Consider the following 14,976-nt stretch of genomic DNA (forward strand, 5'->3'; position numbering starts at 1 on the left):
CCCATCCAACCCACTTGGTAGTCTCAGGGTGCAGGACATCGACGCCGAGGAGCATTCGTGGCACATCCCCTTTCCCCTGGTTCGCTGACGGGCAGACGCGCGCTCGTGACCGGCTCGTCGCGCGGAATCGGCGCCGACACCGCGCAGTATCTCGCGGAGGCCGGCGCACGTGTCGTCATCAACTACCGGAACAAGGAGGCGCGGGCGCTGAAGCTCGTCGACTCCATCGCCCAGAAGGGCGGCACCGCGATCGCGGTGGGCGCCGATCTGACGGATGCCGACTCCGTCGCGGCCATGTTCCGGACAGTGGAGGAGGCGTGGGGCGGCCTCGACATCCTCGTGCTCAACGCCTCCGGAGGCATGGAGTCGGGCATGGCCGAGGACTATGCCATGAAGCTCAACCGCGACGCCCAGGTGAACACGCTCACCGCAGCGCTTCCGCTGCTGGGTGCCGGCTCCCGCGTCGTCTTCGTCACCAGCCACCAGGCGCACTTCATCGAGACGACGCCCACGATGCCCGAGTACGAGGCCGTCGCGCTGAGCAAGCGGGCAGGCGAGGATGCGCTGCGCGCGCTCCTGCCGGCCCTGGCCGAGAAGGGCATCGAGTTCGTCGTCGTCTCCGGCGACATGATCGAGGGGACGATCACGGCGACGCTGCTGAACCGGCTCAACCCGGGCGCTATCGACGCCCGGAAGGAGGCGGCCGGTCGCCTGTACAACGTCGGGGAGTTCGCTGCCGAGGTGGCGTCGGCGGTCGTGGACCCCGTCCCCGCCGACCACACGCGGCTCGTCGGCGACGTGTCGAGCTTCGCTCCGGTCGCCGAGTGACGGTAGCCGAATGACGATCGCCGAATGAAGATCGCCGCATGAAGGCGGACGATCTCGACCTGCTCGTCGGTGTCGGCGTCCCCACCGTGCACCCGAGCGGCGGCCGGGCGGTCGTCGCTGTCACACATCCCTCGCTCGAGGCGGATGCGACCGTCGGCCAGTTGTGGACCATCCCGTTGACCGGGCATGCATCGCCGCGCCTGGTGACGCGCGGATTCCGGGACACGGCTCCGCAGTTCTCACCCGACGGGCGGCTGCTGGGGTTCCTGCGCGCCGAGCCGAAGCGCCCGCCGCAGCTGCACGTGGTGGACGCGGCCGGGGGAGAGCCGGTCGCTGTGACGGATCGGGCACTGGGAGTGACCGAGTTCGCCTGGTCGCCGGACGGCCGGACGCTCGCCTTCGTCAGCCGCGAGCCCGAGCAGGGTCGCTACGGGACCGTCGAGGGTATCGACCCGGGAGGGGAGCGGGCCCGGCGCATCCACACTCTGAAATATCAGGCGAATGGAGTCGGGTACACGATCGACCGGCCCGCACACGTCTTCGTGGTGCCCGTGCCGGATGTGTCCGCTGCGCCCGTCCCGCCGCCGGCGCCGTGGCCCGATGGCTCGGCGGGCACGGCCACGGATGTCGCCGAGCCGCGACAGTTGACCGCCGGTCCGTGGGATGACGCGTCGATCGCATTCTCGCCGGACGGCCGGAGCATCGCGTTCGTCTCGGCGCGCCACGCCGGCCGCGATACCGATCTGCGCGAGGACGTCCACCTCGTGTCCGTCGACGGGGGAGAGGCCGCCGACCTGACGGGCCGCCACGGCGCGTTCAGTGTCCTGGCTGCGCAGTACACGGCCGACGGCCGGTTGTTCTTCACGGCTCAGGACCTGGGCGAGAGCGGGCGCGACTTCGTCGCCCGCAACACCGCCCTGTATGTCGTGGATGCGGCGGGTGGCGCACCGCGGCTGCTGACCGATCCCGAGACGGTGGACTTCACGGAGTCGGCCATCACGCCGTACCGGGACGACTCGGTCCTCGTGCTCGACCGGCGCCGGGGAGCGCTCGTGCTGACCGAAGTGACGGCAGCGGGGGAGACCCGCACCCTCACGGGCGAGCACACCGTCGTCGGTGGTGCAGGCGCGGCCGGCGGGACCGTCGCCATCGCGTTCGCCGACCCGTCGACAGCGGGCGATGTCGCCGTCGTGGATGGGGACGGCCTGCGCCGCCTGAGCGACTTCTCGGCGCCGTTGCGGACTCAGGGGATCGTCACGCCGACGGAGCTGACCGTCGACGGCCGCGACGGCTACCCGGTGCACGGCTGGGTCCTCGTGCCGGAGGGCGAGGGCCCGCATCCCGTTCTCCTGAGCATCCACGGCGGGCCGTTCGCGTCGTACACCCACGCGCTGTTCGACGAGGCCCAGGTGTACGTGTCGGCCGGCTATGCGGTCGTGATGTGCAATCCGCGGGGGTCCGCCGGCTACGGCCAGGCGCACGGCCGCGTGATCCGGCAGCGGATGGGGACGGTCGACCTGGCCGATGTGCTCGACTTCTTGGATGGCGCCATCGCGCGGGTCCCGGGCCTCGACGGTTCACGGGTGGGGGTGATGGGCGGCTCCTACGGCGGCTACCTGACAGCCTGGACGATCGCCCACGACCACCGCTTCGCGGCGGCGATCGTCGAACGCGGCTTCCTCGATCCGGAGGCCTTCATCGGCACGAGCGACATCGGCAGCTTCTTTGCAGACGAGTACACGGGAACGGACGCCGGCCTGATGCGCTCGCAGAGCCCGCAGGCCGTCGTGGATCGGGTGCGCACCCCGACGCTGGTGCTGCACTCCGCGAACGATCTGCGCTGCCCGCTCGGCCAGGCCGAGCGGTACTACGCGGCACTGAAGCGTCACGGTGTCGAGACGGAGCTGGTGATCTTCCCGGGCGAGGACCACGAACTGAGCCGCAGCGGACGTCCGCGGCATCGTCGTGAGCGCTTCGACATCATCCTGGACTGGTGGGCCCGTCACCTCCCCAGCCGCAGCAACCACAGCTGACGGCGACGTCCCGCCCGATCGCTCGAGCGGGACGCGCTGCGTCGGTCGCCTATGCCACCCGCGGCGCCATGGTCGGCCCCTCGGTCGCCTTCAGGACGTCCCGCCCGAAGGTGAAGGCGCGCACGAGCCCGATGATGCCGAGCACGATGAGCGCGATGGCTGCGAAGACGAGCAGGAAGACCGCGGCCGACGCCGGCAGCACCAGGACGACGATCCCGGCGATGATGCTCAGGATCCCGAACGTGATCGACCAGCCCGCCGACGCGGAACGACCGGCTTCGGCCAGCGTCATGATGCCCTCGATGATCCAGCCGACGCCGATGAAGGCGATCGCGAAGATCACGAGCGTGGCGGCCGCGGCCGAGACGTTCTTCAGTGCGACGATCCCGGCGAAGATGAGCACGACTCCGAGAATGATGCTCAATGTTCGTGGGCCGCTGCGCATCCCGCGGGCGAAGATCCCGACGACCAGGCGCATGATGCCGGCGATCAGGAAGTAGATTCCGAGGAAGACGGCCAGCACCGACAGTGTCTTCTCTGGCCAGAACAGCAGCACGATCCCGAGGATCAGGGCGACCGCTCCGCTGACGGCGAGCGTCGTCCGGTAGGCGTTGATGGCGGCACGCGTCATGTTCCGCGCGTCGAGGGAGAACTCATGCACTAACGGGTCGGTCGAGTCGTTGACACTCATCGCGGCATCCCTTCGTCGAAGCGGCCGCCGGGCGGCAGTCGCTGCCGACATTAGCGCGCAGGACGCGTGTTGTCAGGACGGCAAATCGCTGCCACCGGTGTGCGGCGATAGCCTGGACGAATGCGACAGCCCGGCGAACCTGGAATGCCGGCAGCGCTCCGGCTCTCGGTCGGGGGTCTTGACCGCGAGGGACTGCGGAGTGGGCTGTCAACTCAGGGCGTCCTTCTGAATGCATTCGCGGAATTACTCCTCGATCACGCGGTCTTCGATGTGCGTGAACCGGAGGATATCCGGGTCGTCCAATGCACGGTCGGCGAGCTCGGCCTGGGCGGAGGTGCGACGTTGCCGGAGGTTTTCGCCTCAGCCCAGGGACAGGGTCTCGCGCTGTGCCCGCCCGACACGGGACCCTATCTGCGCCTGGCTATGCCATCCCAGGCGAACGCTCCGGATTCGATCCTCTCGGCGGGCAGGTCGCCCGCGGGTGCGATCAAGGTCGCATCGGCGCCGTTGAGCGACGATGTGGCGTTTCCGAAAGGCTTCTACCTGCGCGTCGTCGATGGTCAGCAGTGGCTGCGAGGGTACCGCTGCGACGACGAGTACCGGTTTTCGCCCGACGATCGGTTCGCGTTCCGACGGCAGTTCGGATCCTGAGCCGTCAGAAAGGCAGGCCTCAGTGGGGGTCGGCCGTATGACGCGAACGTGAACGCCGCACGAGGAACACGATTCCGATCGTGACGAACAGCACGACGAGGGCGATACCGACGTAGCGCCACGCGGTCAGGTACCCCGGTTGCGGCGGAACGAGCCGAACGTCCGTGGCATACGTGTCGGCGATTGTCGTGCCCGCGCCGCTTGCAGGGTTTATCTGGTCGAGGTAGGCCTCGAGTGAGAGTTGGGGAGCCGTGCTGTTCGTGGGCAAGGTCCTGCCGGCGCTCATCCGGAAATAGACGGCGAGGTGGGAGTTCGCGTGAGCGGTGAGCCCGTTCTTGGGCGAGATGATTCCGTAGATCGCGCTGCCGTCCGCGGTTGAACCGTGCAGGGAGAGCGTCGTGAAGGGACCGTCGGCGCCCTGGGTGCTGTACGAGACGTGAAGGTCGGAGTGGTCGACGGCGACCTTCGACGTGTCGCTGGCGTAGACGTCGAACTCGACCTGCGAGCCGCGGATGTCTTCGTTCGAGGGGTTCGTGAAAGTCGTCGTGAAGGTCCGCGCTGCGCCGCCCGGCTCCAGAGTGGAGGGGAAGGTCGCGACAGCCTGCGGGGCGGTATCGGCGGCTTTGCCCTGATAGATGCGACTCGTCCCCGAGTGTCCGCCACGCGCCTCGTGGGCGACGAGTGCGCATGTGACGGGGTCGGATGACCCGGTGTATGTCGTCGTCACTTGGCCCGCGTCGTCCGTCCTGGCCCCGGAGGCGCTGAAATCGCCGCAGGCCCCGTCACCCGACACGACGTAGGCCGTGAAGTTCACTGCGTCTCCGCTCACGGGGTCGCCGGCACGGTCGTAGACGGTCACGCGGAGTTCCGCCTCCGCGTCGTTCTTGTCGGTCGTGTTGGGCGTGACCTCGGAGAAGACTTCGGCGATGTCCTCCGGCGACCTGGCGGGATCGGTCGTCGCCTGCCGCTCACTCTGGGCGCATCCGTATCCCATTCCGTAGTGCGCGTAGGACCAATTGCTGAACTCGGTCTGTGTGTAGTACTTGTCGCCGTTGATCACCTGGTTGTATTCCGTGGTGAATGGATGCGCCGGGTCGACCGAGCCTGAAGCGGTGCCGTAATCCTCCGCGCAGATGTCGCCGATCTCATGATCGGTGTGGTCCAGCCATGCGCTCGATTCCGCGTTCGGATCCGTCACCGATTCGGCGAGCTCGTGGCTGAGGGTGCTGATGGCCCCATCCAGCGCGAGACTGCCGTTGGGGGACTGACCCCCGTCGCAGTTCGAGGCTTCGAACGGCTCGTTGCCGTAGACGACCTCGTCAGGCTCCTGCCCGAACAAGCGGTGGTAGCCGCAGAACGAGGACGCAGACGTGGTCTTGTCGCGATCCATGGTCTCGACGCCCGGTGGCAGGAAGACCGGGTAGAAATGACCGAGGCCCATCGGCAGCCGATTCGCCTGGATGACGCGCGCCAGTTCGTCCCGCAACTGCTGATCGGTGATGCAGATGGCGAACGCGTCGGAATCCGGCGTGCAGCCGTTGCCTGGGAACAGGGACGTATCCGCGATCGGGGAGCCTGCCGTGATGTGGTATTTCAGGGGAGTGGTCGAACCGTCCGCTGTCGAGTTGTACTCCGTCAGAACGGAGTAGACGTTGTCCTGCTGCCCGCTCGCGGCGGCCACATCCGCAAGATAGCGATCGATGCCGTTGACGTACCCGCCCGGGAACTGGTCGGTGCCGGGCGGACTCCAGAAGACCGGGATCACGACAACGCCCTCGGGAGATCGGGTGTCCATGACCGGGCCGCCGGTGTACTCGAGCGGAGGCTGACACCCGTCGCAGTAGTGACCGTCGTGAGGCGCCGCCGCGCGGGCCGGCGCAGCCTTGGTCACGGCAGCCGGGCCGGCCGGCACGAAGGACATGAGCCCAGCACCGAAAGCCAGTGGCACGATGGCGATCAGTGCAGCAATCCGGCGCCCACGCACCGCGAAAAGACGAGAATTCCTCTGAGTTGGCATTATGACTTCCTGTCGTGGCGGCCCGCCTCGGCGGAGCCCGATCTGCCCATCGATATCGTCCACCTCGCAGGGCAGGCAGGAGTAGACGGCTGTTTCGACGTGGAGGTCGGCCGGAAGTTCTCGCGAATTGATCGCTGATAATGCACATTATGTCAGCTGACGACGAGGCGAAGGCAGAATGGGCCGCCTCCGTGGACGCGCACATCGTCGCGCGCGGCACCACCTGGGAGGCCGAGGACCGCGCCCCGTGGGCGACCGATAAGAGCGTTCTGAGGCAGTTCGCCCGTGACCTTGCCGTGTCGGCGAAGCCGGTCTCGGAGTTCGTCAAGGTCGAGCGTCATCTGCGGAAGCTCGCCCGCGCCCAGGCGGTCACACAGCGGCGCACGGTGGTCAGCAACGGCGACGGTACGACCAGCTCCTACCGGTTCGTTGACGACGACACCGCGTTCACCAGATGGCTCTCGAAAGTGGTTCGGCGTGGCGAGCTGGTCTCGGCCGCCGTGACATATGAGGGTCAGTACGGGCAGCGGGTGAAGATCATCGACGGCGAGAAGGTCCGTGATCGCACTGAACGCGCCGGCCGCGACCTTGACGTCGTCGCCGCGGCTCTGGTTCTTCGGGCGAGGAAGAGCGGCAAGCTCAGCACCTGGGAATTCCGGGGCGCAGCGGGCAGGATCGGCCCGAAGGCGCTGATGCGCACGCGCATCTTCCGCACCACCGACCAGGCCACAGGCGAGATTACATCCCGTAAGGTCATCACCCGCGGCTACTACGACGGCGGCTCCGGGTATCTCCTGGTCAACGATGGCCGCGTCTCGGCCGCGCACATCGGCTACCTGCTAGCCGGCAAGGGGCCGGGTAACCGTCTCCCACGGTCGCGCTACCGTCTCGCCGCTTAGCTCCCAGTGCGAGGGTTCTTCCGCCGGCCAGACACAGGCCAGCTCGACACCGTCCTGGTCGGTCGCAGTGATTCGCACGTGACGCCGCCGGCCGAGGCGCATAACCTCGGCGGCGGCGATCCGTTCCAGCTGCACGCAGACGGCGAGGGAGCGCAGCTCCCCCGCCGCTTGCTGGGTCCAATTGGGCCGGGTGTTCGTAGTGATCCGGATCATTGACGCGATGGTGCCCCTATCGGAGGAAGTGCCAGATCAGGCCGTTGCCGAGGACCAGGCGCAGCACGGCGATGGTGAGGAACGCGACGGTGACGGCGCTGGTGCCGATGTAGACGTGCCGTCGCTTCACCGGTTGTTCCCCCGCCCGTAGCGGCGCACGTCGCGTACGAGCAGCCAGAGATTGACAGCGATGAGCACCGCGGCGCAAGCGATGACCACCCACGTTCCGGGGTCCGCCAACTGTTGGTGGAGCGTCACGAGGTCACCTCCCGCACGGCGGGGTGCATGCCCCAGTCGGTGACCGAGTTGAGCAACTCGTAGAAGTCGCGCTGTGCGGCTTCGTCCTCGATGTGCACGGAGAGCACGGTGTCGATGCCGACGGGGACGCCGCGGGCGGAGCGTGCGTGGGTCTGCTCGAACGTCTTCGCGGCGCGGCGCGCCGCCTCGAAGCAGACGATCAGCGCGTGCCGCTGTTCGACGGTCAGCATTCGCCGGCCTCGTTGTCGAAGGCCTCGCTGAGCTCGGCCTCGCGAGCGACGGCGTAGGCGTAGCCGCGCTTGAGGAAGTCGCTGACGGGCTCGCCAGCGAGCACGGCGTCTGCGATGACGCGGGCGTACGAGTCGATCTCGACCCGTGCGCGGCGGATCGACTCGGTCAGCGGGAGCGGCGTGTCGGTGGTGTTCATCGTGATCCCCAATCTTTGGTTGATGTTGCGGGCGAGGTGCCCGGAACGGGTGCCTTGCTCGCACTTGCCGCGACAGTGGAGCGGAGAGCGTCTGTCAAGGGTTCCGGAGGCCTCCCCTGCCTCGTGTAGCCGGCCGCTCGCAGGAACGGAGTTCCTTCCTGTACCTCCTCGGGTGTGAGGCCGGAGTGTCCCTTGACGGGCGGTCGGAGCGGAGCTACCTGCCGTCCGCCGGCCGCTGTTCGGTGCTGGATGCACGGGACAACGGGCGTTATCCCGTGCCGTGTCCCCCGTTTCGCGGGTTTTGGGGGCCAAATCGGCCCAATTCTTAACCCCTGCTCTGGGTGCTGGCGGGGGCTTGTTACCTTCCGCCATTCTCATTCAAAGAACGACAGGAGCGTACTAGAGGCTCCCATCTACAGAAAGCGAGACAGTCATGGCAATCGGAGCACGGATCACCCCTGAGCTGATCATCTTCGGCCGCGTCAGCGGCCACCGCGAGACCAAGTGGGACGGCGAGTACACCGGCACGGTGGTCGAGGTCTCGACCCCGGGCGGGCCGGTGTCGGTCAAGTTCCGCAAGGACGCCGACGCCCAGCGGCCGAACCGCGATGCGATCGTCGCCGTGGTCGCCACGGCGTTCGACGGTGAGCGCGGCTCGTCCCTCACCTTCGAGCGGTACCTCCAGCCCGGAGACCTTGAGGCGATCGCCGCCACGTTCGCCGCGCCGGCGAAGAGCTGACCATGGGTGCTGACGAGCTGGCCGTGGTGGAGCGGGTCCTGTTGCAGGACGTCGCGCCCATGGTGTTGGCGGCGGCGTTCTTCGGCTGCCTCGGCGCGATCCTGGTGTGGCGGGCGGCGTCCGCGCTGCTGGAGCTGCTCACCACGTTCGTCCGGTGGGCGCTGCGAAAGGCAGGGGTCGAGCAGAAGCTCGAACGGCTCGGCCGGCTGGTGGAGCTGCGCGAGCGTCGCATGGAAGTCCGGGTCGGCCAGGCGACGCGAGAGGCGGCGTCTCGTGCTCTCTGAATTCCAGTACCTCGTGCTGCTGTGCGGGCTGCTGGTCGTGTTCGCGGTCGGGTTCTTGCTCGGGGACAGGATTGCCTGATGCGCCCGCAGTTGCGCCGCTTCGCACCGCTGGTCGGGTACGTGTCGTTCTTCGGAGTCCTCGGCGTGCTGGGCGTGTTCGACGCGATCGCTGTCATGCGCGGGGGCATCCAGTGAAGAACCTGTTGGGCTACTCGGCCGGCTTCGGTGACCTCGCGATCGCCGCAGCCGCGGGGCTGGTCCTGATCGGCGGGCTGGCCTTGTGCTGGCACGTGGTCGTGGAGCGCCCCCGCTACAACGCACGGAAGCAGGCCGGCTGATGGACCTGCAGGCGGCGACGGCGGTGGTGACCACGTTCATGGGCGTCATCGCGATCTGCGCCGGCGCCCGGGCCGGATTGGAGTTGCTGCGCCGTGGTTAGCGACTTCGCCCCGTACGTCTTCGGATTCTTCGCCCTAGGCGTGGCCCTGGGCATCATCACCCGTTACTTGAAAGGCCGCAGCTCGTGAACCTCGCGGACACCGCCACCTTCGACCCGGCCGCGCTCGGCGCAGCATTCAGCGCCGGCGTCCCTCAGATCCTGCTCTGGCTCGGCGCAGCGGTGGCCGCGGCGATCGCGGGGTCGCTGGTGTTCATCGGTATCCGCAAGGGCGTGGGCTGGGGCGTGCTCCTGCTGAGTGGGTACCGGTACGACCGGAACACGGGCGGCTGGAACTACCGCGGCGATCGCCACGGGTCGGTGTTGATCGCCGACGGACTGGATGACCATTACGGCAACGCGGGCATCGAGGACGACCTCAGACGCGACGGCCTGATTTAGCACAGACCCCCGACACCGACCGGTGATCGGGTCAACCGGCCCCCGACGCGGGGTCTGAACAGAAAGGGGATAGCCGAATGGCTACCTTCGCTCCCGCCGACCTCGCGTCGGCCATCACCGCCGGCATTCCGACCGTCCTCGGCTACGTGGGCGCAGCGGTCGCGGCCGGCATCGTCGGCACGCTCACGTTCGTGGGCATCAAGAAGGGCATCGGCTGGGGCCTGGGCCTCCTCAAGAAGTCCTGACCGACCCGGCCCGCTCCCCCGTCCTCGCCTTCCCTCCGCGGGGGCGGGGTGAGCGGGCCGGACCACAGCCCGGAGAGGGAGACACTCGTGCAGCTCCGCAGCAAGATCGCCGCCGCCGGCATCGTGGCCGGCATCGCCGCATCCGCCGTGATCCTCGGCGTGGCCGCGCCCGCCGAGGCGTTCGCACCGTCTCCCGTCAACCCGCCGAAACTCAACTTCCCCTCGTCCGTAGTCGGCGCAGCCACAACCGACGGAAAGAGCGCCGCTCAGCTCGCAGGCCAGATCGGCTCGAAGGCCGGCGTTCCCGCGTTCAAGTTCGGGTCGATGACCAAAGTTGTCGGCGGGGTATCGCAGGTGATCCAGTCCTACAACCTCGGCACGACCATCGGCGGGGTGATAGACCAGGGCCTGGGCATCGACGTCAACGGGACCGTGTGCAGCGGCACCGGCAACGACTTCTTCGGCCAGGTCGCCCAGACGCTGTCCGGCGCGGACTGCTCCAATTTCGATTCGCCGCAGATCGGCTACCTTGCGAATTCGGACGCCGTCGCCCAGCCGCCCGGGTTCCCGACCTACCCGATCGCCTGGAGCGTGGGGACGGGCAACGGATACGTCACCTGCGGGGTGTACGTCGCGTACTCGTGCTTTTCGTTCGACAAGACGCCGCAGGCGGTCACCGGGAGCCAGACGATCAAGGTGACGAACGCGTCGAGCCTGGGCCAGGGCAGCATGTACTTCATCGGCTACTGCCAGAACACGAGCACCCTCGCCGTCACCGGTGTGAACTCGGTGCCCCAGTGGTTCAGCTTCGGCACCGGCGCGTTGACCGCGTCGTATGTGGTGACGTGCCCAGCGGGGACGGTGCTGTACGCGACAACGATGTCTAGCAGCAACCTGACGGGCGCGAATCCGGACACGTTCGCGATCGGCACGACGGGGTCGACGCTGGGCCAGGGAAACCGGTCGTGGTACTCCGGCCTCTCTCCGAGAGGGTCACAGTACCCGGGCGCGAGCGGCGACCCGACCCGCACCCTGGTGTGCACCATCACCAGCACGAGCAACGCCGTGTATCAGGCGGTGACGACCTCGTTCCTGGAAACGGACCCGAAGTGGCCGGCCCCGAATTGCCCCACCCTCCCGGCCGGCATCACCGCCGGCCACATGACCGTGACGATGACCGGCGGCCCGCAGATCCTGACGCTCTACGACCAAGACACCACGGCGGCGTATCAGGCGATGAACAGCGCCTACCCGCTTTGTGCCGGCCAGTCGTGCCAGCTCGACCTCATCGACAAGGCCGGCTCCTGCTACGACGGCGACCAGTCCCGCTGCGCGACCTGGTTCACCGACCCGACCAAGAGCAGCGACTACACCTGCAAGTACGGCACCTACGTGGCCCCGATCGCGGAGTGCAACGTCCTCGCAAACCGGTTCGACCCGGCCAAGGTGAGCACAGGTGACGCCTACGCCAACCCGGGCGACGGCACCGACACGGGCACCCAGACCAGCGTCAAACCGTCTCTGGGTACCGGGGCATCGGCAGACCCGGCGACCGGGCAGGATCGCCCTGACTGCTGGCCCTCCGGGTGGGCGGCGTTCAACCCCGTCAACTGGGTGCTCCAGCCGCTGCAGTGCGCATTCTCTCCGCGCACCTCGGCGGTCGTCGCGACCGAAACACAGGTGTCAACGGCGTGGAAGAACTCCAGCGTCGGAGTCCTCGGCACGGCAGTCAGCGGGTTCTTCCTCACTAGCCCGACCTCGGGTTGCCAGGGCATCACGATCGACACGAGCTGGATCGGCGGCGGCGGGTACATCAAGGGCGCACCGACGAGCGTGCACATGCTCGCGGCCTGCCCCGGCGACTACTTCGAACACATCGCCCCGATCGTCAACGGGCTGCTCACCGCCGGCATCGCGATCATGGCCGTCCTGGCGCTTGCGCGATTGCTGGGTCGGTTCGCTGGGTATAGCGGGGTGTCGGGCGAATGATCACCGAGTGGTTCCTCAGCCTCGCCGGTGGCTTCATCACCTGGCTGATCGGCCTGTTCCCGCCGGCGACGGCGGTGCCGGATTGGATCACCAGCGCAGCCGGGTACGTGCAGAACGTCATCAACTCCGGTGCGGGCCTCGGCGCCTGGATTCCCTGGCCGCTGGTCATCGGCGTTGGTGGGTTCCAGCTCGCGCTCTGGTTCGGGTTGTGGTCGGTGAAAGTTATCCGCTGGTTGGTGGGGCTGATCCCGACGATGGGCGGCGGGTGACCGGCGGGGACCCCGTGGAGGGGCGGACGGCGTCCGCCCGGAACGGGGTGCCGGGGACCCGCCAACCATCCCCGGAGAGCAGCACAAGGCAACCATCGGAGAAAGGTTCACATGTCCAAGCACAGCCAGTCCCGGGATCTGACCCGCATCGCCGACGCTCTGGAATCCAACGCCACGTCGGTCGGTCGGGACACGTCGCGGGAGGACTACCGGCGTAAGGCGAAGGGCAAAGAGAAGCTTCCGCTGCGCGCCCGGTTCGTCCTCTGGTACGGCGGCGGCTCCGCCGTCCATGCCCGAAACGTGCGCATGCGGGAGACGTTCGAGATCCTCGCCATGGTCGGACCCAACGGCGGCGGCAAATCGTTGTGCGCCGTGTCCCAGGCCCTGCACTCGCTCGATGAGGGCCGGAGGGTCCTCTCCACGGTGCCCCTGTTCGACACCAACACTGGCGAGCTGCACCCGCTTTACGAGCCGTTCTACGACTGGGAGCAGTTCCTGGAGGCCCGCGACACCCTCGTCTTCGCCGACGAGATCGTCGGGATCGCGAACAGCCGTGATGCGACCGCGGGGAAGCTGAACACGCCGATACAGAACCGGCTGATGCAGTGCCGCAAGTACGACAACCTGTTCCTCTGGACCGCCCCGGCCTGGGACCGCGCCGACAAGATCATCCGCCAGGTCACCAAGGGCGTCGTGGAGTGCCGAGGCTACTTCGCCGGCCGCCCGGTCGCGGACCCGGTCACGGGCCGGCTAAAGATGTGGGCACCCAAGCGGGCGTTCCGGTTCGCCACCTACGACATGGTCGAGTTCGACCAGTGGACCGCCGGCAAGCGGGAGAACCTCAAGCCCATCGTGAAGGAATGGTTCCGCGGACCAGGCTCCCGCGAATTCCGCGCCTACGACACGCTCGGATCGGTATCGATGGTCGCCCACGCATCCGAGTCCGGCGTCTGCGACACCTGCGGCGGCATGATCACCCGCAAGCGCTGCAGCTGCGGAAACCCCTACCGGGACCGCCGGCCGACCGTGCTCGTCTCCGAGGGCGGTGGGGCCGGCGCGGTCCTTGACGAGCACGCCCATGAGTTCGAACTGATCGACACGCACTAATGGGGGGCAGAGGGAACGGTGTCCGGTACGACAGAATGAGAAAGGGCCCCGGCTGCAATCCCGGGGCCCTGAGCAAAATCACGTTCGCTTGAGATAGGTGATTTCACGTAAATGGTACAACCACAACCGGATAGAGGCCAGAGCGCCACGCTCACCCTCCCCTCCGTCGCCACGGTCGCCCAGGCGGTCACCGACGCCGGCCTCCGCAAACTTCCCGCCCGACCCTGGATCAACGACCGCCGCGTCTTCCTCGAAGTCTCAGGCGGCGTCATACGGGTCTTCGCGAAACTCTCCCCCGGCTCCGACGGCAAGCAGCACTACTCCCTCGGAATGGCCCAACAGAAGCTGAAGGCTATGGTGCGCGCCGAACAGGAATGCCTTAATGGACCCATGGCCCTCGCAAACCTCCCCGCCGCCGCCGCAACCAGCCTCCAGACGGTGCCCGAACCGTCCCCCGAATGGAAATGGGCACACGGCGACGGCGGCGAGCTCGAACCCGGCCGGCCACAACTCGAAGCCGTCAAACCCGGCCGAATGGCCCGCCGCAACTGGTCCACCAAGTCCCGCGCCCGGATGACCCTCCGCATGGGCCAGTACGACTACACACCCCTGTTCGAAAACGGCCAGGTGCCGGCGCTGCTCACCGCGACCATGCCCGGCCGGGGCTGGGAGGACTGCGCACCCACCGCCCGTGCATTCAAGCTCATGGTGAACCGATTCCAGATCGCGTACCGGAACGCCTGGGGCGAGATGCCCAAGGGCGTCTGGAAGTTCGAGACACAGGAGCGCGGGGCACCTCACATCCACATCCTGGCGACCCCGCCAACGGGGTACTCGAAAGGCCGGCTACACGCTGCGGACCCGGACGGCACCCCATCCGGGCACCTTCGCTGGAACGAGGCCGGCACCGAGCTGGTCAACCTCAACGTCGGCGGACTGTTCTTCAACGCCTGGTTCTCCCTCATTTGGGCGAAGATCGTCGGCGTCCACAAGCAGGACCCCGAGCTGGTGGACTACGACCCGATGGAAGAATTCCGCAAGCACGTCAACGCCGGCACCCAGGTCTCGCGCCGCTCGATCGAGCGTTACGCCGACCCCAAGCGCATCGCCGCGTACTTCTCCAAGCACGGCGCGTACAAGTCGAAGGAGTACCAGAACCAGCTCCCCCAGCTCTGGCTCGACGCGATCGACGAGGGTGCACCCTCGGCCAACTTCTGGGGCGTCTGGGGACTGCAAAAGACCGGCGTGACCGTCGAGCTGGGCCAGGTACCCGAGCCTCTGCCGAAGCGACCCGAGTGGGGCGCGAGCCGATATCGCTCCATTATGTCAGGAAGAGAATGGCCTGTTCGATGCGAATACGACGCTTGGCGCCACTCCCCTTATGCAGAAAGGCAGCCCTAAAGAGCTAACAGCCCAGTAGCGGGTGAGCGCTTGATGGCCGCCTCATTCGCGCCGCCGGTATGACGTGGAAGCCCTCCATGGCTGGTT

Annotated in this window: 18 protein-coding genes; 13 read left to right on the top strand and 5 right to left on the bottom strand. The window is 67.5% G+C overall.

Going from position 1 to position 14,976, the window contains the following annotated elements:
• The first annotated feature begins 57 nt into the window (after positions 1-57).
• The gene (locus tag BM287_RS06020; RefSeq protein ID WP_090036961.1) at positions 58-828 is read left to right on the top strand and encodes an SDR family oxidoreductase; all 771 of its coding nucleotides are present in this window, start codon (positions 58-60) and stop codon (positions 826-828) included.
• A 38-nt stretch (positions 829-866) separates the two neighbouring features.
• The gene (locus tag BM287_RS06025; RefSeq protein WP_090036963.1) at positions 867-2,861 is read left to right on the top strand and encodes a S9 family peptidase; all 1,995 of its coding nucleotides are present in this window, start codon (positions 867-869) and stop codon (positions 2,859-2,861) included.
• 49 nt (positions 2,862-2,910) lie between these two features.
• On the opposite strand, the gene BM287_RS06030 is transcribed toward BM287_RS06025, so the two are convergent.
• On the bottom strand, positions 2,911-3,552 hold the full coding sequence (locus tag BM287_RS06030) for an HdeD family acid-resistance protein (RefSeq protein ID WP_090036964.1): 642 nt from the start codon (positions 3,550-3,552) through the stop codon (positions 2,911-2,913).
• 120 nt (positions 3,553-3,672) lie between these two features.
• Here BM287_RS06030 and BM287_RS06035 point away from each other — a divergent pair, with 120 nt between their 5' ends.
• Positions 3,673-4,203, top strand: a complete 531-nt coding sequence (locus BM287_RS06035; protein ID WP_090036966.1) for a hypothetical protein — start codon at positions 3,673-3,675, stop codon at positions 4,201-4,203.
• 19 nt (positions 4,204-4,222) lie between these two features.
• On the opposite strand, the gene BM287_RS06040 is transcribed toward BM287_RS06035, so the two are convergent.
• Positions 4,223-6,124 carry an Ig-like domain-containing protein gene (locus BM287_RS06040; RefSeq protein WP_090036967.1) on the bottom strand — a complete coding sequence of 634 codons (1,902 nt, stop codon included), beginning with the start codon at positions 6,122-6,124 and terminating at the stop codon, positions 4,223-4,225.
• 245 nt (positions 6,125-6,369) lie between these two features.
• Here BM287_RS06040 and BM287_RS06045 point away from each other — a divergent pair, with 245 nt between their 5' ends.
• Positions 6,370-7,119 (top strand): hypothetical protein, encoded by a 750-nt coding sequence (locus tag BM287_RS06045; RefSeq protein WP_090036969.1) that lies wholly within the window; start codon positions 6,370-6,372, stop codon positions 7,117-7,119.
• A gap of 339 nt (positions 7,120-7,458) precedes the next feature.
• Here the strand turns inward: BM287_RS06045 and BM287_RS18205 are convergent, their stop codons facing one another.
• Genes BM287_RS18205 through BM287_RS06055 form a run of 3 tightly spaced genes read right to left on the bottom strand, consistent with a single transcriptional unit; the run spans position 7,459 to position 8,017 of the window.
• Positions 7,459-7,590 carry a hypothetical protein gene (locus tag BM287_RS18205; RefSeq protein WP_280140931.1) on the bottom strand — a complete coding sequence of 44 codons (132 nt, stop codon included), beginning with the start codon at positions 7,588-7,590 and terminating at the stop codon, positions 7,459-7,461.
• Positions 7,587-7,820: a hypothetical protein gene (locus tag BM287_RS06050; protein WP_090036970.1), complete on the bottom strand. Its 234-nt coding sequence runs from the start codon at positions 7,818-7,820 to the stop codon at positions 7,587-7,589. The genes BM287_RS18205 and BM287_RS06050 overlap by 4 nt, the downstream gene beginning before the upstream one ends.
• Positions 7,814-8,017, bottom strand: coding sequence for a hypothetical protein (locus BM287_RS06055; protein WP_090036972.1), 204 nt, complete (start codon positions 8,015-8,017; stop codon positions 7,814-7,816). Before BM287_RS06055 ends, BM287_RS06050 begins: the two co-directional genes overlap by 7 nt.
• Before the next feature lie 433 nt (positions 8,018-8,450).
• On the opposite strand from BM287_RS06055, the gene BM287_RS06060 reads away from it, so the two are divergent.
• The 9 genes from BM287_RS06060 (at position 8,451) to BM287_RS06090 (ending at position 14,889) form a co-directional block, all read left to right on the top strand.
• Entirely contained in the window at positions 8,451-8,756 is a 306-nt protein-coding gene (locus tag BM287_RS06060) for a hypothetical protein (RefSeq protein WP_090036973.1), read from the top strand.
• A 2-nt stretch (positions 8,757-8,758) separates the two neighbouring features.
• Entirely contained in the window at positions 8,759-9,040 is a 282-nt protein-coding gene (locus tag BM287_RS06065; protein WP_090036975.1) for a hypothetical protein, read from the top strand.
• 191 nt (positions 9,041-9,231) lie between these two features.
• Complete coding sequence (locus BM287_RS17790; RefSeq protein WP_170857448.1) at positions 9,232-9,378, top strand: hypothetical protein; 147 nt, start codon at positions 9,232-9,234, stop codon at positions 9,376-9,378.
• A 185-nt stretch (positions 9,379-9,563) separates the two neighbouring features.
• The gene (locus tag BM287_RS06070) at positions 9,564-9,878 is read left to right on the top strand and encodes a hypothetical protein (protein ID WP_090036977.1); all 315 of its coding nucleotides are present in this window, start codon (positions 9,564-9,566) and stop codon (positions 9,876-9,878) included.
• Between the two features lie 77 nt (positions 9,879-9,955).
• Complete coding sequence (locus BM287_RS17795; RefSeq protein WP_170857449.1) at positions 9,956-10,123, top strand: hypothetical protein; 168 nt, start codon at positions 9,956-9,958, stop codon at positions 10,121-10,123.
• A gap of 87 nt (positions 10,124-10,210) precedes the next feature.
• Positions 10,211-12,112 (top strand): hypothetical protein, encoded by a 1,902-nt coding sequence (locus BM287_RS06075; protein WP_090036979.1) that lies wholly within the window; start codon positions 10,211-10,213, stop codon positions 12,110-12,112.
• Complete coding sequence (locus tag BM287_RS06080; protein ID WP_090036982.1) at positions 12,109-12,381, top strand: hypothetical protein; 273 nt, start codon at positions 12,109-12,111, stop codon at positions 12,379-12,381. The genes BM287_RS06075 and BM287_RS06080 overlap by 4 nt, the downstream gene beginning before the upstream one ends.
• A 111-nt stretch (positions 12,382-12,492) precedes the next feature.
• Positions 12,493-13,488, top strand: coding sequence for a hypothetical protein (locus BM287_RS06085; RefSeq protein ID WP_090036983.1), 996 nt, complete (start codon positions 12,493-12,495; stop codon positions 13,486-13,488).
• A gap of 111 nt (positions 13,489-13,599) precedes the next feature.
• On the top strand, positions 13,600-14,889 hold the full coding sequence (locus tag BM287_RS06090) for a helitron helicase-like domain-containing protein (protein WP_139230623.1): 1,290 nt from the start codon (positions 13,600-13,602) through the stop codon (positions 14,887-14,889).
• The last annotated feature ends 87 nt before the right edge of the window (positions 14,890-14,976 follow it).

The sequence above is a fragment of the Leifsonia sp. CL147 genome, from assembly GCF_900114565.1.
Lineage (GTDB): Bacteria > Actinomycetota > Actinomycetes > Actinomycetales > Microbacteriaceae > Leifsonia.